This is a genomic window from Kribbella sp. NPDC054772, from assembly GCF_053611945.1.
In genome coordinates this window covers 22,024-43,990 of the sequence record NZ_JBSHBJ010000002.1, presented here as the reverse complement: position 1 = coordinate 43,990, position 21,967 = coordinate 22,024, and the positions used below count along the sequence as shown (strand labels likewise).

General features: G+C 68.1%; 18 protein-coding genes and 1 tRNA gene. 12 read left to right on the top strand and 7 right to left on the bottom strand.

Going from position 1 to position 21,967, the window contains the following annotated elements; all coding sequences use genetic code 11:
• Positions 1–5: 5 nt before the first annotated feature.
• The 10 genes from ACWGID_RS03070 (at position 6) to ACWGID_RS03025 (ending at position 12,343) form a co-directional block, all read left to right on the top strand.
• A complete protein-coding gene (locus ACWGID_RS03070; RefSeq protein ID WP_452193881.1) occupies positions 6–1,307 on the top strand; it encodes a serine hydrolase domain-containing protein in 1,302 nt (433 codons plus the stop codon).
• A 14-nt stretch (positions 1,308–1,321) separates the two neighbouring features.
• A tRNA-Ser gene (locus ACWGID_RS03065) sits at positions 1,322–1,393 on the top strand.
• A gap of 40 nt (positions 1,394–1,433) precedes the next feature.
• Positions 1,434–3,749 (top strand): hypothetical protein, encoded by a 2,316-nt coding sequence (locus ACWGID_RS03060; protein WP_452193879.1) that lies wholly within the window; start codon positions 1,434–1,436, stop codon positions 3,747–3,749.
• Positions 3,750–3,858: 109 nt separating this feature from the next.
• On the top strand, positions 3,859–5,373 hold the full coding sequence (locus tag ACWGID_RS03055; protein WP_452193877.1) for a pyridoxal phosphate-dependent decarboxylase family protein: 1,515 nt from the start codon (positions 3,859–3,861) through the stop codon (positions 5,371–5,373).
• Positions 5,374–5,480: 107 nt separating this feature from the next.
• Positions 5,481–6,986 (top strand): IucA/IucC family protein, encoded by a 1,506-nt coding sequence (locus ACWGID_RS03050; protein ID WP_452193875.1) that lies wholly within the window; start codon positions 5,481–5,483, stop codon positions 6,984–6,986.
• Entirely contained in the window at positions 6,983–7,498 is a 516-nt protein-coding gene (locus ACWGID_RS03045) for a GNAT family N-acetyltransferase (RefSeq protein ID WP_452193873.1), read from the top strand. Before ACWGID_RS03050 ends, ACWGID_RS03045 begins: the two co-directional genes overlap by 4 nt.
• Before the next feature lies 1 nt (position 7,499).
• Positions 7,500–8,762 carry a lysine N(6)-hydroxylase/L-ornithine N(5)-oxygenase family protein gene (locus tag ACWGID_RS03040; protein ID WP_452193871.1) on the top strand — a complete coding sequence of 421 codons (1,263 nt, stop codon included), beginning with the start codon at positions 7,500–7,502 and terminating at the stop codon, positions 8,760–8,762.
• Positions 8,759–10,483, top strand: coding sequence for an IucA/IucC family protein (locus ACWGID_RS03035; protein WP_452193870.1), 1,725 nt, complete (start codon positions 8,759–8,761; stop codon positions 10,481–10,483). Before ACWGID_RS03040 ends, ACWGID_RS03035 begins: the two co-directional genes overlap by 4 nt.
• A gap of 273 nt (positions 10,484–10,756) precedes the next feature.
• The gene (locus tag ACWGID_RS03030) at positions 10,757–11,350 is read left to right on the top strand and encodes a hypothetical protein (RefSeq protein WP_452193868.1); all 594 of its coding nucleotides are present in this window, start codon (positions 10,757–10,759) and stop codon (positions 11,348–11,350) included.
• 162 nt (positions 11,351–11,512) lie between these two features.
• Positions 11,513–12,343 (top strand): Mom family adenine methylcarbamoylation protein, encoded by an 831-nt coding sequence (locus ACWGID_RS03025; protein ID WP_452193866.1) that lies wholly within the window; start codon positions 11,513–11,515, stop codon positions 12,341–12,343.
• 8 nt (positions 12,344–12,351) lie between these two features.
• Here ACWGID_RS03025 and ACWGID_RS03020 read toward each other — a convergent pair whose 3' ends face one another.
• From ACWGID_RS03020 to ACWGID_RS03010, 3 genes are all read right to left on the bottom strand, one after another.
• Positions 12,352–13,830: a carbohydrate kinase family protein gene (locus ACWGID_RS03020; RefSeq protein WP_452193864.1), complete on the bottom strand. Its 1,479-nt coding sequence runs from the start codon at positions 13,828–13,830 to the stop codon at positions 12,352–12,354.
• Between the two features lie 105 nt (positions 13,831–13,935).
• Positions 13,936–14,142, bottom strand: a complete 207-nt coding sequence (locus tag ACWGID_RS03015) for a hypothetical protein (RefSeq protein WP_452193862.1) — start codon at positions 14,140–14,142, stop codon at positions 13,936–13,938.
• Positions 14,143–14,348: 206 nt separating this feature from the next.
• The gene (locus tag ACWGID_RS03010; protein WP_452193860.1) at positions 14,349–15,860 is read right to left on the bottom strand and encodes a PfkB family carbohydrate kinase; all 1,512 of its coding nucleotides are present in this window, start codon (positions 15,858–15,860) and stop codon (positions 14,349–14,351) included.
• A 241-nt stretch (positions 15,861–16,101) separates the two neighbouring features.
• Between ACWGID_RS03010 and ACWGID_RS03005 the strand changes: the two genes are divergently transcribed.
• The gene (locus tag ACWGID_RS03005; RefSeq protein WP_452193858.1) at positions 16,102–16,758 is read left to right on the top strand and encodes a class I SAM-dependent methyltransferase; all 657 of its coding nucleotides are present in this window, start codon (positions 16,102–16,104) and stop codon (positions 16,756–16,758) included.
• A 170-nt stretch (positions 16,759–16,928) separates the two neighbouring features.
• The gene (locus tag ACWGID_RS03000) at positions 16,929–17,354 is read left to right on the top strand and encodes a DUF805 domain-containing protein (RefSeq protein WP_452193857.1); all 426 of its coding nucleotides are present in this window, start codon (positions 16,929–16,931) and stop codon (positions 17,352–17,354) included.
• A 56-nt stretch (positions 17,355–17,410) separates the two neighbouring features.
• On the opposite strand, the gene ACWGID_RS02995 is transcribed toward ACWGID_RS03000, so the two are convergent.
• Genes ACWGID_RS02995 through ACWGID_RS02980 form a run of 4 tightly spaced genes read right to left on the bottom strand, consistent with a single transcriptional unit; the run spans position 17,411 to position 21,921 of the window.
• Entirely contained in the window at positions 17,411–18,817 is a 1,407-nt protein-coding gene (locus ACWGID_RS02995) for a metallopeptidase TldD-related protein (RefSeq protein ID WP_452193855.1), read from the bottom strand.
• Entirely contained in the window at positions 18,814–20,325 is a 1,512-nt protein-coding gene (locus ACWGID_RS02990; RefSeq protein ID WP_452193853.1) for a TldD/PmbA family protein, read from the bottom strand. The genes ACWGID_RS02995 and ACWGID_RS02990 overlap by 4 nt, the downstream gene beginning before the upstream one ends.
• A 52-nt stretch (positions 20,326–20,377) precedes the next feature.
• A complete protein-coding gene (locus tag ACWGID_RS02985; protein WP_452193851.1) occupies positions 20,378–21,088 on the bottom strand; it encodes a nucleotidyltransferase domain-containing protein in 711 nt (236 codons plus the stop codon).
• Positions 21,070–21,921 carry an alpha/beta hydrolase gene (locus tag ACWGID_RS02980; protein WP_452193850.1) on the bottom strand — a complete coding sequence of 284 codons (852 nt, stop codon included), beginning with the start codon at positions 21,919–21,921 and terminating at the stop codon, positions 21,070–21,072. Before ACWGID_RS02980 ends, ACWGID_RS02985 begins: the two co-directional genes overlap by 19 nt.
• Between the last annotated feature and the right edge of the window lie 46 nt (positions 21,922–21,967).

Below are 21,967 nucleotides of genomic sequence, written 5' to 3'. Positions count from 1 at the left end.
TTTCAGTGGCGGCCGTACGACCTGACACTTCCAGTGCTCTGTTTGCTGGGGTTGCGGCTGCGCAGAGTGACGGGCGGTTGCCGTCGGTCAGTGCTGGGGTGGTTCGGGACGGGGCCTTGGTGTGGACCGGGGTGCGGGGGCGGTTCGCGACGGCGAACGGCGGTGCGCCTGGGGCGGATGTGCAGTATCGGATCGGGTCGATCACTAAGACGTTGACGGCGATTCTGGTCCTGCAGTGCCGGGACGACGGGTTGTTGTCGTTGAACGATGCTGTGGGCAAGCATTTGCCGGGGGTCGCGTTCGGGGACCGGACGGTTCGGCAGTTGCTGGCGCACAGTGGCGGGATGAACGCGGAGCCGGTCGGTCCGTGGTGGGAGCGGAACCCCGGCGTCACGTTCGACGAGCTGACCGCGGCGATGGACGATGCGCAGGCGGTCGGTCCGGCGGATCGCCGGCACCACTACTCGAACCTCGGGTACGGCCTGCTCGGCGAGATCGTCGCCCGGCTGCGGGGCGCGTCGTGGCTCGAGCTGGCGCAGGCCCGGATTCTTGATCCGCTCGGCATGACCCGGACGACGTACTTTCCCTCGAGCCCGGCGGCCGAGGGTTTCTCCGTGGACCCGTTCAGCGGGCAGTTGGTGCCGGAGCCGGCGTACGACTCGGGGGCGATGGCGCCGGCCGGGCAGCTGTGGAGCACGATCGAGGATCTGGCGCGGTACGCGATGTTCTGGATCGATCCGGTGCACGAGGTGCTCAGCCGGGACTCGGTCGAGGAGATGACCACGCCGGTCGCCGCCGATCCGCGGGAGAGACTCACCGCGTCGTACGGCCTGGGGTTGCGGTTGATCGCGGATGATCCGCACCTGCTGATCGGTCACACCGGCTCGATGCCTGGGTTCCTCGCGGGGCTGTTCGTCGATCGGGTACGGCGGGTCGGCGCGGTCACCCTGGGCAACGCGACGTACGGCCGGGTCGCGTCGCTGGCGCCTGATCTGGTGCGCATCCTGATGAGCCACGAGCCGCCGATCGCGCAGGAGTGGGTCCCGGAGCCGCCGCTGGCGCAGGGTGCTGAGCTGCTCGGTCACTGGTACTGGGGCAACACACCGCTCACGATCTCCGCGACGGCCGGCATTCTGCAGCTCTCCGGTGGTCTCAGCACCCGGCTCGCACCGCTCGAACCCGACCTGTATGTGGGCCGCGACGGCTACCTGGCCGGCGAGAAGGTCCGGGTCGTCCGCGACGGCGACACGATCTCGCACCTCGACGCAGCGACATTCGTCCTGACCAGAACGCCGTACGGCGGCTAGGCTGTAGCGCACTGCATGGAGTAGATCAGGGGTAGATCACCCGGCTGCTTACCGGGAGGGCGCAGGTTCGAGTCCTGCCTCCATGTCTGATGGAGCTGTCTCACATCCAGAGGACGGGGGTTCCGGATGCCGGACGAGCCGATGGTGACCGCTTCGGCCGAGTACGCGGTCGGCCGCCTGCAGCACGCGCTCGAGCGCGCCCTGGTCGCGGACGATCTCGCCGTACGCCGGCGCGCCGCGGCCCGGGTCGATGCCTGGCGCAACGTTCTCGACGGGATGGCGTCGGGACGGCTGACGGTCGGCTCGCGGACGCCGGTCGCGGACACCCCCGCGTGGGTCACGCTTGAGGTGGCGCACGGCGGGTTCGCGACCGGCCGGTACCTCGCCGAGGTCCCGGTGGATCCGGACGAGCTCGCCCGGGTGCCGGCCGACGCGCCGGGGGAGACGGATCGCGAGCGGGTCAACCTCTGGTACCTCGGCGACGAAGGGCTCGCGGAGCTCGGGCAGGCGCTCCGGACCGGGCGGTACCGGGTGGATGTCCCGGAGGAGTCGGCGCTGCTCGTCGTCGCGTGGTTGCTGGAGAACCGGCACGACGCCGCGGCACTGGACCTCGTGGCCGAGCTTCGTCCGCTGCTGCACCGGCTGCGGTTCACGCCGACGTTCACCCCGTCGTCCTTGCCGTCCGGAGCGGTCGTCCGACTGCAATCGGTGGGTGAGGTCGGGGACATGTTGCGGCGGGCAACGGTCCGACCGCAGATCGCCGCTCAGCTGGAGACGCTGCGCGTCTGGAACCCGCTGTACGACCGGCTGGTCGCGCTGTGGTGCGACACGGTCGACGGCGACCTCCCAGAGTTGGTCAGCTCGGAGCAGGTCGTGGGTGGCTGGCCGTGCCGGGTCTGGCCCGACGACTGGGTCGAGCGGCGGCGCCAGTGGCTGGACGACTACGAGGCGGCGGCCACCGTCCATCGGACCTCCCAGCGGCACGCGAAGAGCAACTTCGCCCGCCTGCACGCAGTCCTGGAACAGTGCCCGGTCGACAGTTCGGCGCTGAGTGGACGCGACGTGGGCTGGATCCGGCGTGCGCTCGCCAACACGGTCAGCGCCCACGGAGCGCCAGGATCCGAGCCGCGGGCGGCCTTGCGTATGACACAACGCTCGGTGGCCGCGCGTCCGACGTACGCGACGTTGGCGCACGTGCTGGGCGCTCGGCTGGACCGCTTCCCGCGGGACGGTGGTCTGCCGTCGCTCGACCCGATCGACGGTGCGGTCGACGGTCAGGAGGCGCCTGCTGCCGCCGGAGCCGCGATCCCGCCGCACCTGCTGGCGAAGGCCGCGCGGGCCGTCGAGGCTCCGATCGGCGAGCTGGTGGATCGTGGGGTGATCAGCTCGGGGGAGGTGCTCGCCCGCGTGCTGCCCCAGATCACGTCCCAACTGCTCGCGGCGAACATCGAGGACCCGTCGCTCGCGACGGCGTACGCGCAGACGTACGCCGCGTTCCGGCGCCGGCGGAGTCTGCTGCTGCTCAACCTCGAGCACCAGGTGCGCTTCGACGAACTGCCGTGGGTTGAGGCCGTCGCGCCGTACCGCGACCGGCGTGAGCAGTCGACCCGCGCCGCCGCGCAGTCGCTGCGCGAGACGACGGTGGTGGCGCTCACCGCCTTCCCGCACGCCATCCTGCCGAACCCGCTGGTCGGGGAGTTCGGGGCACTCGCCGCGCAGGCCGACCTGAAGATCCCGCTCGTCGAGGAAGTCGCCGCGGACATCTTCATGGGCACGTTCACCATGAAGTGGCGGTCCGCGGGCTGCGTCGCGAGCCGGGTGCTGTTCGGTACGACGTACGCGCGGTACTACGACCTGCCGACGTCCTGGCCGACCGTCGAGGAGCCGAAGGGATGGCGCAAGCGGTGGGGCAAGCCGACCGCTGACGACTTCGCCGAGGCCTGCAGTATCCGCGCGAAGGAGGCGCAGAGCGCCGAGAAGCCTGGGTACGTCGCGCAGAACGGCACGGAGCTCGAACAGGCGCAGATTCTGACGTCCCACAACCTGGCTGCGCTCGTCGACGCCCTGGATCTGACCGACTGGCTGCGCGAGGCCGCGCCTGAGCTGGCGGGCCGTGCGTTCGCATGGGCGGTTCAGCGGCAGACGCAGCCGGCGCCGACCTGGATCAGTGCGCTCCAGGGCATCAAGAACACGGCGTACGCGTGGCGGCAGGCGATCTTCTTCCTGAGCTTCTGTACCCCGGCCGCGCAGCAGGACGTGCTGGCCGAGCTCGACGGTCGCGCCGGTGTCCTCGGTCCACGCTTCGCGCCCGCTGTCATCGGTCTGCGGCAGGTGATCGCGGGGGAGTGCTTCGACGCGACAGGCCGGACGAGCGGCGGGCGCCGGCTGCTCGGCTGGAGTGCCGGACCGCACTGGTGCATGCCGGATCCAGCTGGTTCGTGAGGATGTTCACGTCTCGGGTGCCCGAGTTGACACGGTGAGTGAGCCGGGCAAAAGTTAGGGCTGCCTTAGTAAGGGTTGCCTTACTCGACAACTTCCCCGGGAGATCTGGATGTCGCAGCCCGCGCGCCTGACCGCGCTGCCCGCCCCCGCCACGGCCCCTGTTCAACTCCGTGACCCGTTCGCTGCCCGCTGGCCGTTGGCGTCGACGGTCTCGGACCGTGAGCGTGGACCGTTGCCGCACGGTTCGCCGGGAGCGGTACTGCGCCGGGCCGCCGAGGTACTGGGGGAGCCGCGGGTGCCGTCGACCGGGGTGGGAGAGCCCGCCGCGCTCGACCTGATCGCGGGCCTGCTGGACGAGACCGGGATCGACCTGAGCCACCCGCACGCGGCAGCGCACCTGCAGCCGCCGGTGCTCCAGGTCGCGGTCGACGCGGACGCGCTGGCCTCGGCGTCGAACGCCTCGATGGACACCTACGACTCCGGTCCGGCGACGCTCGCGATCGAGCAGTGGGTCGTTCGGGCCCTCGCCGACCTGGCAGGCTTCGGACCGCGAGCCGACGGCGTACTGACTCCCGGCGGCTCGATCTCGAATCTGCTCGCGGTGCTCATCGCCCGCGACAGCACGGCCGCCGCGGCAGGCGTCGACGTACGGCGGAACGGGCTGCGCGGGCTCGACCGTCCGGTCGTGTTCTGCTCCGAACTCGCGCACTTCTCGGTCCAGCGAGCCTGCGCCGCCCTCGGGCTCGGTGAGGAGGCCGCGATCACGATCGCCTCCGACGAGAACTTCCGGATGCGCACCGACGTACTCGCCGACGAACTCGCGAAGCCCGGCCGTACTCCGGTCGCGGTCATCGCCACTGCCGGTACGACGGACTTCGGGTCGATCGACCCGATCGCGGCGATCGCGGAGTTGGCCCGCCAGTACGGCGCCTGGGTGCACGTGGACGCGGCGTACGGGTTCGGGGCGTTGTTCTCCGAGCGGCTCGCGCCGCTGCTGGCCGAGGTCTCGCTGGCGGACTCGGTGACGCTCGACCTGCACAAGATCGGCTGGCAACCCGCCGCGACCAGCGTGCTTCTGGTGGCCGACCGGACCCGCTTCTCCGCGTTCGACCGGTCGGTGGACTACCTGAACCCGGCCGACGACATCGACTCCGGGCTGGACGGGCTGCTCGGTCGGAGCCTGCAGACCACCCGGCGGCCGGATGCGGTCAAGGTTGCCACCACGCTGACGGCATACGGGCGGGCCGGACTGGGCACGATGCTCGACACCTGTCACGAGCTCGCGCACGCCGCCGCGGCGCGGGTCGTTGCCGACAGCAACCTCGAGTTGCTGGCGCCGGTGACCCTGACCACGGTGTTGTTCCGGGTCGCCGGGCAGGGGCTGGAGGCGGCGGACAGCGTTTCGCTGGACGCTCTTCAGGGTGAGGTCCGGCGCCGGTTGCTGACCTCCGGACGGGTGCTGATCGGCCGAACGAAGGTGCCGGCCCGCGGCAGCCGCCCGGCGGCGGTCGCGTTGAAGCTGACGCTGCTGAACCCGAATGCCACCGCGACGGACATCGAGGACCTGCTCAACCAGGTCGTGGCCACCGGCCTCGACGTCCTGACCGGCGAAGGAGCGGCGTGAGAGTAGCTATTGATGCCCACCTGAATGCGATTCTGCGGTGCTACACGCGGGAGGTCGCGGTTCCGGTGGCTGTCGGACCGTTGAGCTTTCAGGTGGGTGGGGCGACGGTGACCGCGCGGGTGGAGCACGCGTCGCGGACGGGGTTGCATCGGTTCAGCGACGTACTGCTGGACGGTGTGGCGCCGGCTCCCGAGGAGCTGGTGCGGGTGCTGTCGGCGGATGCGGATCCGGCTGAGATCGAGGATCTGGTGGCGCGGACGGCGGAGTCGGTGCGGAACGTCGACGTGTTCGTGGCGGCGGCCGACGGGGAGCGCGGGCCGGGGCGGTTTCTGGAGACCGAGCAGGCGTTGTTGTTCGGGCATCTGCATCACCCGGCGCCGAAGAGCCGGGACGGACTGAGCGGTGCCGAGCTGGCGGCGTACTCGCCGGAGCTCGGTGGCCGTTTCGCAGTGCACTGGTTCGAAGCCGACGCCGAGCTGGTGTCGTCGGACCAGGTGGCCGGCGCGCCCTCGCTGCAGGGACTGGACGCTGTGCAGCTGATGGGCGCGCTGGCGGGTATCACCCCGTCGGCGGGCCGGGTGCTGATCCCGGCCCACCCGTGGCAGGCCGAAGCGGTTGCGTCGCGGCCGCGGGTCGCCGCGCTGATCGAGGAGGGCCGGGTCAAGGCACTCGGGCCGCACGGCGCGCAGTGGTACCCGACGTCCTCGCTGCGGACGGTTTTCCATCCGGATCTGCCGGTGATGCTCAAGCTGTCGCTGGGGCTGCGGATCACCAACTCGCGGCGGGAGTCGACGCCGACCGAGCTTCGGCGTGGTCTCGAGATCAATCGGCTGCTCGACGCGGCGTACAACGCGGGGACGGCGACGGCGCATCCGCGGTTCTCGATCGTCCGCGACCCGGCGTGGGTTGCTCTTGACGAGGGTGGACCGACATTGACCGGTCTTGACGTCGCTGTCCGAGAGGTGCCCGCCGACGTCAACAGTTACGCCTGTCTGGCAGGTCTCGTCGCGCCGCGTCCCGGTGGGGTCAGCCGATTGAGCTCGTACGCCGAAGAGGACCCGGCCGGATGGACGGCGGCGTACATCGACAACGTGCTGATTCCGATGCTGCACCTGTACGCCGAAACGGGCATCGGACTCGAAGCCCATCAGCAGAACACCCTGGTGCGGCTGGACGGGCTAGGGCGGATCAAGGGCGGTGCATATCGGGACAACCAGGGGTACTACCTCGCGTCGTCGTACCTGAAGGGTCTGTTGGGGGTCACCGGGCTGCGCGACTCGACACTCGCGGTGGTGGACGATCCGATCGTCGACGACCGGCTCACGTACTACCTGCTGCACAACCAGGCACTGGCCGTCGTCGGCTGTCTGGCAGCGGACGGTGTGGCAGATGAGAGTGAACTGCTCGGTGTGGTGCGGGATCGGCTGACACTCGCGCTGCCGCTGCTGAAGGCGGCTGGGCCGGACGGTGATCGGCTGGCGCGCCGATGGCTCGACGCGGACACGCTGCCGTGCAAGGCGAACATGCTGACGCGACTGCGTGGTATCGACGAGGTGGTGGCTCCGCTGGACGCGCAGTCCGTCTACCTTGACATCCCCAACCCGCTGCGATGAGTGGTCTGTTCGCGCTACGCCCCGCAGTACCTGCTGACGCCCCTCGCATCGCACTCTGGATGTCGCAGCCTCATGTCCAACGCTGGTGGCATCAGAGCTGGTCGGTGGAGCACTGGGCGCAGGAGATCGAGCAGCAGTCGGCAGGTGACCACTCCGTCCCGTGCGTGGCCACCGTCGACACAGAGGAGATCGGGTACGTCGAGTTGTACCGCGTACGCCACGACCGGCTGGCGGGGTACTACGCGTACGACGAGAACGACTGGGGCGTCCACGTGGCGATCGGCGACGTCACACGCGTCGGCCGCGGTCTCGGGCGCCGCCTGCTGCGTGCAGTGGCCGATGGCGTGCTGGCGGACGAACCGGCTTGTCAACGCGTCGTCGCCGAGCCGGACATCGAGAACACGCCATCCGTCCGGGCCTTCCTCGCGGCGGGCTTCGATCCGCAAGGCGAGCTACAGCTGCCCGAGAAGACAGCCCTACTGATGGTCCGCACCCGGACCGTGGAGGAGTGACATGTACGACGTGATCGCGATCGGCTGTGGGCCGTTCAACCTCGGACTCGCCGCGCTGGCCTCCGAGGTCGACGACATCGAGCTCGCGGTGCTGGACAGCCGGCCCGAGTTCACCTGGCACCGCGGGCTGATGTTCGAGGACGCGATGCTGCAGGTGTCGTTCCTGGCGGACCTGGTGTCATTGGTCGAGCCGGCTCACCACCTGTCGTTCCTGTCGTATTTGAAGGACAGTGAGCGGCTGTACCAGTTCTACGTGCGGGAGAAGTTCCATCCGACGCGGCGGGAGTACGAGACGTACCTGCGGTGGTGTGCGGCCCAGTTGGACTCGCTGCACTTCGGTCACCACGTGCGGGACGCGGTCTGGAATGGCGCATCGTTTGAGCTGACGGTGGAGCGCGGCGACAGCGTTGAGCGATTCGAGGCTCGGCATCTGGTCGTTGGTGTCGGCACTGAGCCGTCCGTCCCCGCAGCGCTCGCTGGACTGCCGACTGAACGCTTCCTGCACTCAGCGGACTACCTGTTCCGTCGGGAGGACTTGCTGCGCACAGGTCACGTCACCGTCGTTGGCTCCGGTCAATCGGGTGCTGAGTGCGCACTGGACCTGCTGCGGTCCGAAGGCCCAGCGGTGTCCTGGTTGACGCGTACGCCGTCGTTCGCACCGCTGGACTACTCCAAGCTCGTGCTGGAGATGACTACGCCCTCGTACGTCGACTACTTCCACGGACTGGATGAGCCGACGCGTGACCGGCTCGTGAAGGAGCAGTGGCGGCACTACAAGGGCATCTCGTCGGAGACACTGGACGACATCCACGATGCCTTGTACGCAAGGGATCTGAGCGCTGCGCCGGCGCAGCTGCAGTGCGGCGTGGCGGTGGTGTCGGCGGTGGCGCGTGCCGATGGGCTCGAGCTGACGATGCTGCACGCGGACAGCGGGAAGCCGTTCCAGCACACCACAGACGCCGTAGTCGCCGCCACCGGGTACCGGAACCGGCCGCTGCCTTTCCTGTCCAGCGTGCAGGAGCAGTTGCGCCACGACGCTGCCGGTCGGTGGGTGATCAACCGCGATCACAGCGTCGATGCTTCCGAGGCGCTGGCGGGACGGATCTTTGTCGCGAACGCGGATCTGCACAGTCACGGTGTCGCGGCGCCGGATCTGGGCATCGGCGCGATCCGGAACGCGGGCATCCTGAACAGCGTCGCCGGGCGCGAGGTCTTCCGATTGCCGAAGTCCACCGCCTTCACGACGTTTGCGATCCCCGGATGAGTGTCTGGGCGCGGTGTTCGGCCGAGCTGCTGGCCAAGCTGATCTCACAGTTCTGCACGGAGGGCTTGCTGACGCCTGAAGGCAATCGTTTGAGCTTGGGTTCGGTGTCCTATGTGTTCGAAGCGAGTCGTGGTGGTTTCGGCAGTTGGCGGGTCGATCCCGCATCGATCCGGCGTACCACGTCCGGCATTCTCGGGAACGACGAGAGCGAGGTGGCCACTGACCCGGTGCAGTTCTTCGTCGAAGCGGCCGACGTACTGCAGCTCGACGGCTCCACGGTGGCCGGGTATGTCGCCGAGTTGACGAGCACGCTGGCGGCCGACGTACGGATGGCCAAGTCCGCTGCGCCGGCTGAGGAGCTTCTGGGTCTGCATCACAGCCGGCTGGAGGGACACCTCACCGGCCACCCGCTCCTGGTCGCCAACAAGGGCCGCCTGGGCTTCTCAGCCGCCGACAGCGAACGCTACGCCCCCGAGGCCCGCACACCGCTCTACCTCACCTGGCTCGCCGTCCGCCGCGGCCTCGCCGAGTTCCGCGGTACGCCGGACCTCTCGGAGCACTCGGTCATCGCGCGCGAACTGGACCCGTCGACCGTGGAAGCGTTCCGCGCCAAGCTGGACGATCCGGACGCCTACGTCTGGCTCCCGTGCCACCCCTGGCAACTCGACCACGTCATCCGCACCCAATGGGCCCGCGAACTGGCCACCGGCGAGATCGTCGCCCTGGGGGAGAGCCCCGACGACTACCTCCCGACCCAGTCCATCCGCACCATGGTCAACATCTCCAACCCCGCCCGCTACCAGGCCAAACTCCCCCTGAAGATCCTCAACACCTCCGTCTACCGAGGCATCCCCGAGCACTGCACGTTGGCCGCACCAATGATCACGCAGTGGCTCCGCGGCCTGTGGTCCCGCGACGAGACCTTCCGTGCCCTCGGCACCGAACTCCTCGGCGAGGTCGCCTCCGTGACCGTCCGGCACCCCGAACTCTCGACGCACGCCGGCATCCCGTACCAGTGGACCGAGACCCTCGGCTGCATCTGGCGTGACCCCGTCGACGCTCGCCTCCGCGAAGGCGAGACGGTGTGGCCGCTGGCCGCCGTACTCCACCCCGGCTTCACCGCGACCGCGATCAGCCGCAGCGGAACCGATCCCCAGACCTGGCTCAGCCACCTCCTGGCGACGATCCTCCGGCCGCTGCTCCACCTCCTCCACCACTACGGCATCACCGTCAATCCGCACGGCGAGAACCTCGCCATCATCTGCGCACCCAACGGCCTCCCCGCCCGCCTGGTGATCAAGGACCTGGTCGACGACATCAACATCTCGACCGACCCGATCCTTGCCCGCGGCCCCGAGCCCGACTCGCACGCCAGAGTCCTCCCACGCAAACCCTGGCCCATCCTCCGCCAGTACGTCGTGGACGCCCTCCTCCTCGGCGTCCTCAACCCCCTGTCCGCCCTCACCCTGATCCCCGAGGACACGTTCTGGGGCCTGACCCGCGGCGAGGTGGACCGCTACACCACCACCCACCCAGAACACACCGCCCGCCTCACCGCCACCGCCCTCACCGCCGAAACCTTCACCCGCTACCCCCTCAACACCTACCGCCTAACCCTCGGCTACACCGACCTGGCCACCCGCCCCCCAATCCCCAAAACCGGCACCATCCCAAACCCGCTGCACACCACCACCGAGCCCGCGAGAATTCCGGACTTGTAACTTCCAGGCTCGAATGCTTGCAAAGCCGCACGCCGATCCGCTGGACTGCCGCACATGCATTTGCTCTGTGCAGATGGCGCGTGACGAATGTCCGTAGACGCACTTGAGTACTCAGCGCAACGACAGGCTCGGCCATCGTCACGAACCTCTGCTGACCGGCGTGATCCGAATACTCTGAGTCGTCAGCCCGGCGCGCTGAGTGGCGATCCTGGGACGGGTTCCCCTATGCTCTCGGCTCTGGAAGCACCGTGTCATCGAGAGGGAGTCAACGGGGTGACGGTCGTCGATGGCGGCGCTGTGGCACGACGGCGGGTTCGCGTCTGTCTGGAAGTCCCGCGGTGGATTCGCTCGCTGGGGTGGCAGGAGACGTCGGTCGAACGACTCCTCGCGCAGCGACAGATCCTGATCCGGGCCTGGTCGGAGAAGACCATCTACCGAGGCTCCGCGACTGCTCCGCAAGGACAGGCGAATGTCGCGACACCATCCTTCGGCCAATGTGGCGTCAGTTCCGCGTGGTTGCTAGGCCAGTTCAGTTGGCCGCGCCGGCAGCGCGCGAAGTACTGCGTCGGCTATGTGAGCTTCAACGAAGGGCGCCCCGACCGGTCCGATCTCCACTGCTGGATAGAGATTGGCGGCAAGTCGTCCACGAAGCGCTTGGTCATCGATGTGACCTGCGACCAGTTCGACCGCCTGAGCGGCATCCCGGTGCTCCGTGAATCCCACCAAAGTCTGCTCGGCCGGTCGATCAAGTACCAGGCAGACGTTCGCATGCGGTTCGGGCAGCTTCGCAACGACTCTGTGTGGAAACGCTACACAGAGCTCAAGAGGGAGCTGCTGGCAGCTGACCCAGGTCAGCTCAGGCATTGAGATCCCCTCGCCGCGTATCATCGTCTTTCGTCGGGTGCCCGCCCGACGAAGAGGAGATTACGCGGCTTGTCAGACGACAGCGGGAGCGGATTACTCGATCTCCTACCGGTGCACCTGACGCTTGATCAATGCCGGTCGCACGAACCGGCTTTCATGGACGCAGTGTCCGCGGTCGCGAAAAGCCGCAGCGTCGAGGAGCGAGCGCTGGCGGTGCGGACGCTCCTCCACCTGCCGCGCATCGCGCGTCATGACGGGCATGTCGGGCGGCGTTTGGCACTGGCGGAGATCAGCCGCAGTGCCCGCCATTTGTCCGCCGACATCGCCGCTGTTCGCGCTTTGGTGCCGACATCGGCTGCCGAACGAGTGGCGGAACTGATGTTCGACAAGTACGAAGACGACAAGGCGTTCGCCATCTTCACGCACCTGCACTATCTGCACAGCGCCCGCCCTGGCGCTTTGAACTTCGCATTGCTCGACCGGCACACCGAGCTTCCGATCGCGCTGTGCAGTGCCAACCTGCTCGACTGGCAACGGCTCGGGCACGGACTCGAACGGTGGTACGGCGTACCCATGGACAGGGTGTGGGACATCTCCAGGGTCTACTCGTTCGATGTGGCGCCGCGAAATGCCATTTCGAATCTTCTGGGGCACGTACGTCGGTGGTTCCGCGAGTACCGTCCTGCCGCGCGCCTGCTGGTGACCACCGTCGACCCGAACATGGGCTTCTCCGGCGTCAGCTATCGCGGCGCGAACTGGAAGCAATGGATGACCGTCAGGCCCCGGCCCTACATCTACCAGAAACGGCAGTACGTCAGCCCACGACAACTGCGGATCCGGTTCGGAACCGCCAACGTCGAGGACGTGCGGAGCCGGGCCGGCGCCGAGCTCCAGTTGAGCCGGGCGAAGCTGCTCGATTCGTCCATCTACGCCTGCAGGCTGCACGGAGCAACCGAGCAGGTCGGTTCGAATCGAATGCCGCGCCTGCGTCGCTGACCGACCGGTCACCGCTCGAACTGGGATCGGGCCATCGAGGCTTCGATCCGCTCGGCCGACGGCAACGAGTTGGGCAGCGGGAAGTCTGCGATGGCGGCGGACATGGCTGCCGATGCCCACAGAGCCGATCGCCTGGAGAACTGCCGGTTGCTCTGGATCAGCCCGTCAGCGAGCGCGGCACAGTAGGCGTCCCGAGCTGCTGCCGACTCCTTGTACACCGAGGCGGCGACCGGAGCCTGAATGACGTCATGCGCTGTGCGGGAGTAGACAGTACAGCCACCCCTGAGCATCAGGCATACCGCTGTGACGCCACTCTCGAGGAAGGACCGGGCGCCGGCATCGGGATCGAAGGAGTGCCGGCTGCCGGAGGCCAGGCGCTGAAGTTCCCAGGGGTGCGCGACCAGGTAGTCGACACGCTCCAGCGACTTGGCACCGAGCCGCGCGTGCCGTCGTGGCTGTGCCGCGGTGACGATCGTCAGCGGCCGGTCCTCGGGAGATTTCGGAAGCTCTGCCAGGACATGCTCGACGGTCTCGCGCGGAACCTCGAAAGTCGTCAACAAGGCGTCACAGGCCGCGAACTCAGGGATCAGTTCGTCGCAGTCCCACGGATCGAGCCGGATCTCCTTGTCATTGCGCCAGTACGCCGCAGCGCTCTCACCCAGATCCATTTCGAGAACACAGGTGATCGGCGTACGCGCGTCCGGCACCACCTTCAGCAGAGAGGTGTCGACGTTGTGTTTGCGTAGATAGCTGATGATCTCCATGCCCCAACGGTCGTCGGCGATCGCGGCGACGAGAGAGACCTCGTGGCCCAGTCGCGCGGCCGCGACTGCCTGGGTCAGTCCCTTGCCACCCGGCGTGAACGCACAATCATCTGCCTCGGTCGAGGTCTCGAGTCGGGGGAAGTCGCTGATCCGCAGAGTCACGTCCATCACCGCGCTTCCCACGACGATGATCCTTCCCCTGGTGCGTTCGGCTCGTGTCGCCGTCGAGCTTTTGATGCTGTTCGTGGAGCCGGCCGAGTAGACGTCCCTACGGACCAGTTGGTGCGCCACGGCCCGGAGGGCTGCCGGTTCCAGCGATTCGCGGAGGTCCGTCTCGGTGGGAACCTCGGTGCGCTGGTGTCCGAGCGCTTCGTGGAACCGCGGCCAGGTCTCCAGCAGCATGCGCCGGCGTCGACTCAATGCCGCATCGGACAACTCGCGGATGCTCCGGCGGTCGATCTGGTGGAGCGCGTACTCGTCGACGAACGCCCCAACACCGAGAGCTGCGTCAGCGACGATCTGCTCGGTGCCGGCGAGTTCGCGAACGCAGTCGCCGACGACGGCCAGTGCGCTGACCTCCGGTGAGGCGGCGTGCGCGTCCGCGTAACGCCGGACGGCGGCCAGGTCGAGCAACGGTGCGACGACGTCGTGCCGCCCCGAATGGAGTTGCGAAAAGATCGGCGTACCGTCCGAATGCAGTTCCTTGAGAACGTGCAGCAACACGTTTTCGAGTTCATCCGGTGAAATGGTGTTGCGCACTTTACTTCCCCTGTCCGTGGTTGGCCGCGGTGCACCGCGGCCAACCGTTGTCGTTGATGGTCCTGGTGTTCAGCACTGGTACGACGTGGTCTCGATCTGCACGACCTTGCCGGGGATCGCCTCGCTGTTGAAGGTCAGGGCGAGTGTGTAGACCCCGAAGCCGAAGACGGAGATGACGAGCACCGCCAGCAGGAGCATCAGCTTCCTCCAGTAGCTGGCGACGTAGTACGCGGCAACGACGATCAGCATCAGCGCGACAGCTTGTTGTGCGGCCATTGCGTCCCTCGATTCTGAATTCCCGACCAACCGTCTCTTCGCGAAGCAGCGGAAGCTCCGTCGATTCCCTGCCTGGACTTTCTCTTGAAATCAAGTGAAACCCAGGACGATTGGGTGTCAACGGGGTTGTTTTGGCCTGTGGCCGGCGCAACGACCGGAGCGGCGTGCCTTTTGGCACCGGGGGCTGCCAAAAGGCAGTGCGAGCGTCAGGAGTTGTGGGGGAAGTCCCTCAGCATTTGTTCCACCCGATCGCGGTCGGGCAGTGAGCGACGGGTCAGGTAGTCCTCGATGAAGCTCGCCATCGCCGCGGCTGCCCACCGTACGGCGTCATTGTCGTCGTGGGAGCGGTCTTCGACCAGCCGCGCGACGAGGGCCGCGCAGAACAGGTCGCGCGCGATCGACGACTCCTTCAGCGTGGACGGCGGCGGAGCGATATAGCGGGGCCGCGCGTTCTGGGAGTAGATCGTTCCGGTCCGGTTCGTCAGTATGCATACCGATTTCACGCCCATTCGGAGGAGATTCTCCGCGAGACTCTCCGAGTTCGAACGGCCGGGTGCGTAGCTCAGTCTGCGGAGCTCCCAACTGTGGGCGACCAGGTAATCGACCTCGGCGAAGGTATGGGCCGACGGCGCGCCGTTGTCGTAGGGCTGGCCTGGCGTGACGACGATGACGGGCCGGTCCGCACCAAGGCCACGGATCAAGTTCAGCGTGCTGTACAGAACGTCTTGTGGGATCTCGAAGGTCACGAGGATCGCGTCGCAGTCCGCGAGTACTTCGCGATGCTGCCGCACGTCCTGTGAGTCGAGGCTGACCTCTTCCTCGTTGTGCCAGACCATTGCGGCACTGTCGCCGTCCGGAAGTTCGGTGATGCTCGTCTGTGGTGATCGCTTGCCTTCGACGACCTTCATCAGCGAGGTGTCGACTCCCGCCTTCCTGAGGTGCTCGAGGATCATGGCGCCGTCGTCGTCACCGCCACACGCCGCGATCAGTGTCACGTCGAGGCCGAGCCGTGCGGCGGCCACGGCCTGGCTGAGCCCTTTGCCTCCGGGCGCGCGCTCGTAGTGCGTGGCCTTTGCTGAGGTTTCAGGCATCGGTATGCCCTCGCTGTGGAACGTGTGATCGATCGCGACGCCACCGATCACCACCACTTTGCCGGACAACGCCTTGAATCCTTGGGGCGAGCCGTCTGGCGTGACCGTTACCGGTCTGGCGGGGGAGGAGTCGGCAGGGAGGCCGACGATCAGCACCGCGACGTCGCGGAAGATCCGCGGTTCTACGGTGTCGCGAAGATGCCGGTCACCCGGTGTCTCGGGTACGTCTGCGCCGACTGCTTCGTGCAGGCGGCGCCACTGCGTGCGCAACGCTTCCCGTCGGTCGCCGAGGTCGGCCTTCTCCAGTCGCTCGATCGTCCGGTGGTCTACGGCGTGCTCGGCGTACGTTGCGAGGAACAACCCGAGTCCGAGAATGGCATCCGCTATGACCTGGTCGGACAAGCTGGGGAGCTTTCCGATCGCCTCGGTGACCACTTGGACGGCAGCCTCGGTGCGATCCCCGACGCCGCCCCTGCTCATGACGGTCTGCACGGCCGCGCTTCCGAGGAGGTTGCCGGCGCGTTCCTCGGTCAGGCGGGACTGCTTCAGCCCCTGATTCTTCCGCAGCAGAGTGAAGTCGTAAACGAGGGATCTGACCTCGGGCGGCACTGATGAGTCGCCGGACATGGATCCCCCGATGAAACGACTGTCGGAAAGGCCAGTATCCGACAATTCCTCCGCAGCGGCGGCTTACTGCGTGTCTCTTCGTCGACGCCTTCGACGCATTTGTTGTGGCAGGCAAAGGGGCCGGCAAGGCTGTGCGCGGGAGGGAACCGGTTGGTGGGTGGGTGCGTCTGGTTGGTGTTGTGACGTAGGCTGCTGCGGTCTGTCGATCGGCCAGGTCGGTGGGGCGAACACGGGGAGCACGATGAAGACTGGGCATGTCGAGCTTGCGAGAGCTCAGCAGGAGCGGTGGGAGTCGGCGTACGCGCGGCAGCCGCGGTTGCACGGGTCGGAGCCTTCGGTGGCGGCGCGCTGGGCGGCCGAGGCGTTCGGTGCCGCGGGCATCGATGACGTGCTGGAGCTGGGCGCGGGGCACGGGCGGGACGCGTTCTTCCTGGCCAGACAGGGACTCAGCGTGCATGCGACGGACTTCAGCGAGGCGGCGCTGGACCAGTTGCGTCAGGAAGCGCAGCGGGCCGGGCTCGACGATCGCGTGACCGCCGCGCTGCACGACGTCCGTGATCCGTTGCCGCCGGCCGACGCCACGGTCGACGCGGTGTTCGCGAATCTCCTGCTGAACATGGCGTTCTCGCCGTCGGAGTTGCGTTCGCTGGTGGCCGAGACGCACCGGGTGCTCGGCCCGGGCGGCCGGTTCGTGTACGCCGTGTGGTCGACCGACGACCCGTGCTCGCGGTACTGGCAGCAACTGGACGGTGGCCTGTCGATGCACGACGGGTTCGTGGGACGGTTCTTCGACGACGCTCTGGTGACCGAGCTCGGCGCGAACTGGCAGCTCGACGACGCGACGCCGTACCAGGAGGGACAGCGGCGGATGCTCCGCGTCACGATGACGAAACAGTAATCAAGCTGAAGCCGGGTCTAGGAGTGCCGGTTCCGAACAGGTGACGTTGCCTGCGGTTCCGGCGCGCCAGATTGCGGTGTGGTCACCAAAGCGAAAAGTTGCATTGACGAACCCGACCGGTTCCGACAGGCTCTGTCCGCGTCTCACCTTCAAGCATCGGAGATACAGCAATGCAGTGGTACATCGACGTCCTGAAGAAGTACGCCGTGTTCGACGGACGGGCCCGGCGCAAAGAGTACTGGATGTTCGTGCTCTTCAGCGCGATCGCTTCGATCATCCTGTCCATCCTGGACCGGGTCCTCGGGCTGACCTACGGCGCCGGCGGCTCGTCCGGCTGGCTGCAGACGATCTACGGTCTGGCCGTCCTGCTGCCCACGATCGGTGTGGCGATCCGGCGTATGCACGACACCAACCGTTCCGGCTGGTGGATCCTGATCAACCTGATTCCGTGTGTCGGGTTCATCTGGTTCATCGTGCTGGCGGCCCAGGAGGGGACCGCTGGTGACAACCAGTACGGTCCGGACCCGAAGGGCGCCGAGCGGTTCGGCGGCCCGGGCCAGGCGGGGCCGGCCGAGCCGGGCTACCCGACCGTCTGATCAGCAAGCAAAGAACGCCCCCGCGACCAGCACGGTCGCGGGGGCGTTCTGCGTTCTCAGTTGGCCTGGCTGACGCTCGACATGTTGAAGTCAGGCACCAGCAGCGGCGGTGTCGCGGTCCGGGAGAAGTAGTCGCCCCACTCCCGCGAGAACGACGGCACGGTCGTGCCGGCGGACGTGAACCGGGCCAGCAGATCGACCGGGCTCTCGTTGAACCGGAAGTTGTTCACGGCACCGGTCACCTCGCCGTTCTCGACCAGGTAGACACCGTCCCGCGTCAGACCCGTGAGCAGCAGGGTCTGCGGATCGACCATCCGGATGTACCACAGGCAGGTCAGCAACAGACCGTTGTCGAGCCCCGCCACCAGATCGTCGGTGGAGCCGCTCGCGCCGTCCACCGTGACGACGTAGTTGTCGATGTCCGGCGTCGCCGTCGGTACGTCGATCAGCTCGGCCGTGAACCGACTCGTCATCAGGTGCTCGAGCTTCCCGCCGCGGATCCAGTCGGTCGCCGCGAGACTCAACCCGTTGTCGAACACGCTCGACGAACCACCGGAGGACCGCGCCACCGCGAACGCGAACGCCTCGAGGCCGGCCAGCGCCGGGTCCGAGTGCAGGGACACTGGCTGCGTCGACAGCGTGTCCCCGAGCCGGGTGCCGCCGCCGGGCTTCGAGAACACCGTCCGGCCCTCGAACGCGTCCCGCCCGTCGAGCTGCCAGAACAGGTACGTCATCAAGTCCGCGACCGCGGCGGGCGGCAGGATCGTCGGGTGCCGGCCGGCGTCGACCGCGACCGAGCGGGCGGCCCAGCCGAGCCGGCGAGTCAGCTCGGCGTCGAGCGCGAGCGCGTCCACGTCGCTGAAGTCGCGCGTCGCGGTGCCGACCCAGGCCGAGTGGCTGAGGTCGGCGTTCTTACCGGTCGACGAGACGTAGCCGCGGGGCAGCGCCTGACGCAGCCGCAGTCCGGTCGAGGAACCGACGTACAGCGTGACGACCTCGTGGTTCGCGAAGCCGTAGAGGCGGCGCTTGTCCGCGTCGGCGCGCTTCAGCGACTCACCGAGCGTGGGCGCGAACTTCTCGTAGACGCCCACCGAGGTCACCTCCGGCTCCAGCTCCCAGTCGGCGCTGACGGTGCCGTCGACGAGCGGGCGCGCGTCCTCGGCGGGCCCGGCCGCGCGGGCGGTCGCGATGGCCGCCGAGACGATCTCGCGCAGTGCGTCCTCGGTGACCGAGGAGCGGCCGATGACGCCCGCCGCCGTACCCTCGCCGGAGCCGACCGTGGCGATCACGGTGACGCTCGAACCGCGCATCGCGCCGTTGGTGGTGAGTGTGTTGTTCGCCCAGCGCAGGTTGGTGCTGGAGGTCTCCGCGACGATCACGACGCAGCCGTCGGCGCCTTCGGCCGCGGCGAGTGCGAGACCCCGCTCGATGGTGTCCTGCGGGGTGAGTTGAATGCCCGTCACCGGCCGGCCTCCTGAGTGGTGTTGAGAATGCGGACGCCGCGGAACAGCGCGGACGGGCAACCGTGGCTGACGGCACCGGACTGCCCCGGCTCGGCCTTGCCGCAGTTCAGCGCGCCGCCGAGGACATAGGTCTGCGGGCCGCCGACGGCCTCCATCGAGCCCCAGAAGTCGGTCGTGGTGGCCTGGTAGGCGACGTCGCGCAGTTGACCGTCGAGCTTGCCGTCGGTGATCTTGTAGAACCGCTGACCCGTGAACTGGAAGTTGTACCGCTGCATGTCGATCGACCACGACTTGTCGCCGACGATGTAGATCCCGTTCGTGACCCGGCTGATCAGCTCCTCGGTCGAGGGGCCGTCCGCGGCGGGTTGCAGCGAGACGTTGGCCATTCGCTGGATCGGGATGTGGCCCGAGGAGTCGGCGTACGCGCAGCCGTTGGAGCGCGGGGTGCCGAGCACGTCCTCGTTCTTCTTCGCCATCCGGCGGTCGACCTGGTAGCCGACCAGGATGCCGTCCTTGACCAGGTCCCACTGCTGGCCGGCCACGCCCTCGTCGTCGTACCCGACGGTGGACAGGCCGTGCTCGGCGGTGCGGTCGCCGGTGACGTGCATGACCGGCGAGCCGTACTTCAGCGTGCCGAGCTGGTCGAGGGTGGCGAAGCTGGTGCCGGCGTAGTTCGCCTCGTAGCCGAGCGCGCGGTCCAGTTCGGTGGCGTGGCCGATCGACTCGTGGATCGTGAGCCACAGGTTCGACGGGTCGACGACGACGTCGTACGCGCCGGCCTCGACGGTCGGGGCGGCCATCTTCTCGGCCAGCCAGCCGGGGATCCGGGCGAGCTCGTCGTCCCAGTTCCAGCCGGTGCCGGTCATGTACTCCCAGCCCCGGCCGGCCGGGGGAGCGGTGGACGACATCGAGTCGAACCGGTCCTCGGCGACCGCATGCGCGGTGATGTCCGGGCCGATCCGGACCCGCTGCTGCGTGTACGACGTCCCAGCCGTGTTCGCGTAGTACTTGCACTCGTGGATCGTGGCGACGTGGACGCCGACGTGCGCGACGCCGTCCGCCTTCAGCAGCCGGTCGCTGTAGTCGGTGAGCAGCGCGACCTTCTCCGCCCGCGGCACGCTGAACGGGTCGATCTCGTACGCCGAGATCCAGCGCACGTCGTCGTACACGGGCTCGTCGGCGAGCTCGATCGTCTCGGCGTTGATCGGGCGCGACACCTGGGCCATGTTCACCGCCTGCTCGGCGAGACTGACCGCTTCGTCGACGGTGAGCGCGACGCCGGCGGCGAAGCCCCAGGTGCCGTCGTGGATGACGCGCACCGCGAGGCCCAGGTCTTCGTCGTCCTTCGCGCTCTCCAGCACGCTGTCACGCAGGGAGATGGACTCGGACCGGATCCGTTCCAGCCGGAACTCGGCGAACGTCGCGCCGAGATCGCGGGCGCGCTGCAGGGCGGCCGCGGCCAGCTCCTGCCGGGGCAGAGCGAGGAATGCTGCGTCGATATCAGGCACGAAACCGACCCTATACAGCCGCTCGCCGGACCGGCGAAGGTTATCCCCAGGCTTAGAGCCGGGCCGCCAGCTCGAAGCCGTCGAACAGCCGCCCGCCGTACCCGTCGAGGATGCGATCCACCGCGACCACGAGCCGGTCGTCCGTGGCCCGGACGCCGTCCATCAGGGCCACCGCGTGATCGGTGCCGTGCGCAACGTCGTACGCCGCCACCTCGCGCAGCAACCCCTTGCCGGTACCGGACCAGTGGCCGGCGCCGGTCAGCAACAGACGCGCCGCGTCCTGCCACAGCACCGACGCGATCGCCAGGCGGGTATCGCCCGACGCATCGGTCAGATCGTCCACCAGGTTGGTGATCGTGTACCGCAGCAGGTCCAACTCGTCACCCGACAACGGGCGAGGCCCAGCCGCCACCTCGGCCCGGAACTCGTCCTGCAGACGCGCCCCAAACCCATCCGTGTCGAGCAGTACGACGGATTCGCCGACCAACCGCATCATCGTCGGCTGCCGCCGGTCCTGGTCCTTGTCGGCGAAATAGCGCAGCGACTTCTCGGTGTGCACGAACAGTTCGACGGGCCAACCGCCGTACCGTAGGGACCGCCGGCGTGGTGCCGGTGGGCCGTCGAGCAGCACCGTGATGTCGAGATCGGACGTCGGCCTCGCCTCGCCACGCGCAACACTTCCACCCAGCCAGGCGGCTCGGGCGTCCGGATACAGATCGTTGACGAGTTGGCGTGCCAGGTCCATCAGGACAGTGTCAGCCATCGCAGGAGTTCACGGTACGCATTTGTCGGCGGGATGTGACCGCCCACGTAGTACCGGCGCTCGGCGTGCGGCATGGCCGCGGCGAGGTGGTCCGCGTGCTTGCCCGCACGTTCGTCGGCGGACCCGTGCCAGATGCTCACCGGCACCGTGATGTCCGCGAGGTTGAAGCCCCACGGACCGGCGAACGCGATGTGGTCGTCGATCCACCCGTCGTGACTGGTCACGAAGGTGGCGGTCAGGCGGGCCATGGCGGCCGGGTCCTCCCGAGCCGGCGGACCGGGCGGCGAGCCGGGATCCGGCGGGAACTCCGGACCGCCCTCCTCGACGGCGGCCATGATCGTCCGGGCCGTCTCCTCGAGTTGCGGCCGCAGGTCACTCCGCGCAGCCAGCCAGGAGGTGCGGTTGCGCCGCGGATCCGCTCGTTCCTCGTCCTCGGTCGGCTCCGGACCGTCGACGATGGCCGGCGCGATACCGCCGGTGATCGCGCAGCGGGTGACTCGATCGGGCAGGAGCGCGGCGCACGCCAGCGCATGCGGCCCGCCTCCCGAGCCGCCGGTCACCGCGAAGCGTTCCCACCCGAGCGCGTCCGCCAGCGTCGCCGCGTCCTCGACCACGGACGCCACAGTCCGGCCGGGTTGGCGCGTGGATCCGCCGTACCCTGGCCGGTCCGCGACAGCCATTCGCAGGCCCGACTCCTCAATGGCTCCGACCGCGTCCGGACGCTTCCAGCGGGTGCTGGGCGTACCCCCGAAGGAGATCGCAGGGAGACCGCCATCCGAGCCGTAGAGGGTGTAGAGAACCATCCGGTCGCCGACCTCTAGGAGTCCTTCCACGCAGCGGAGCGTAACCGGCCGAATAGGGCTAACCCCAATCTGGAGT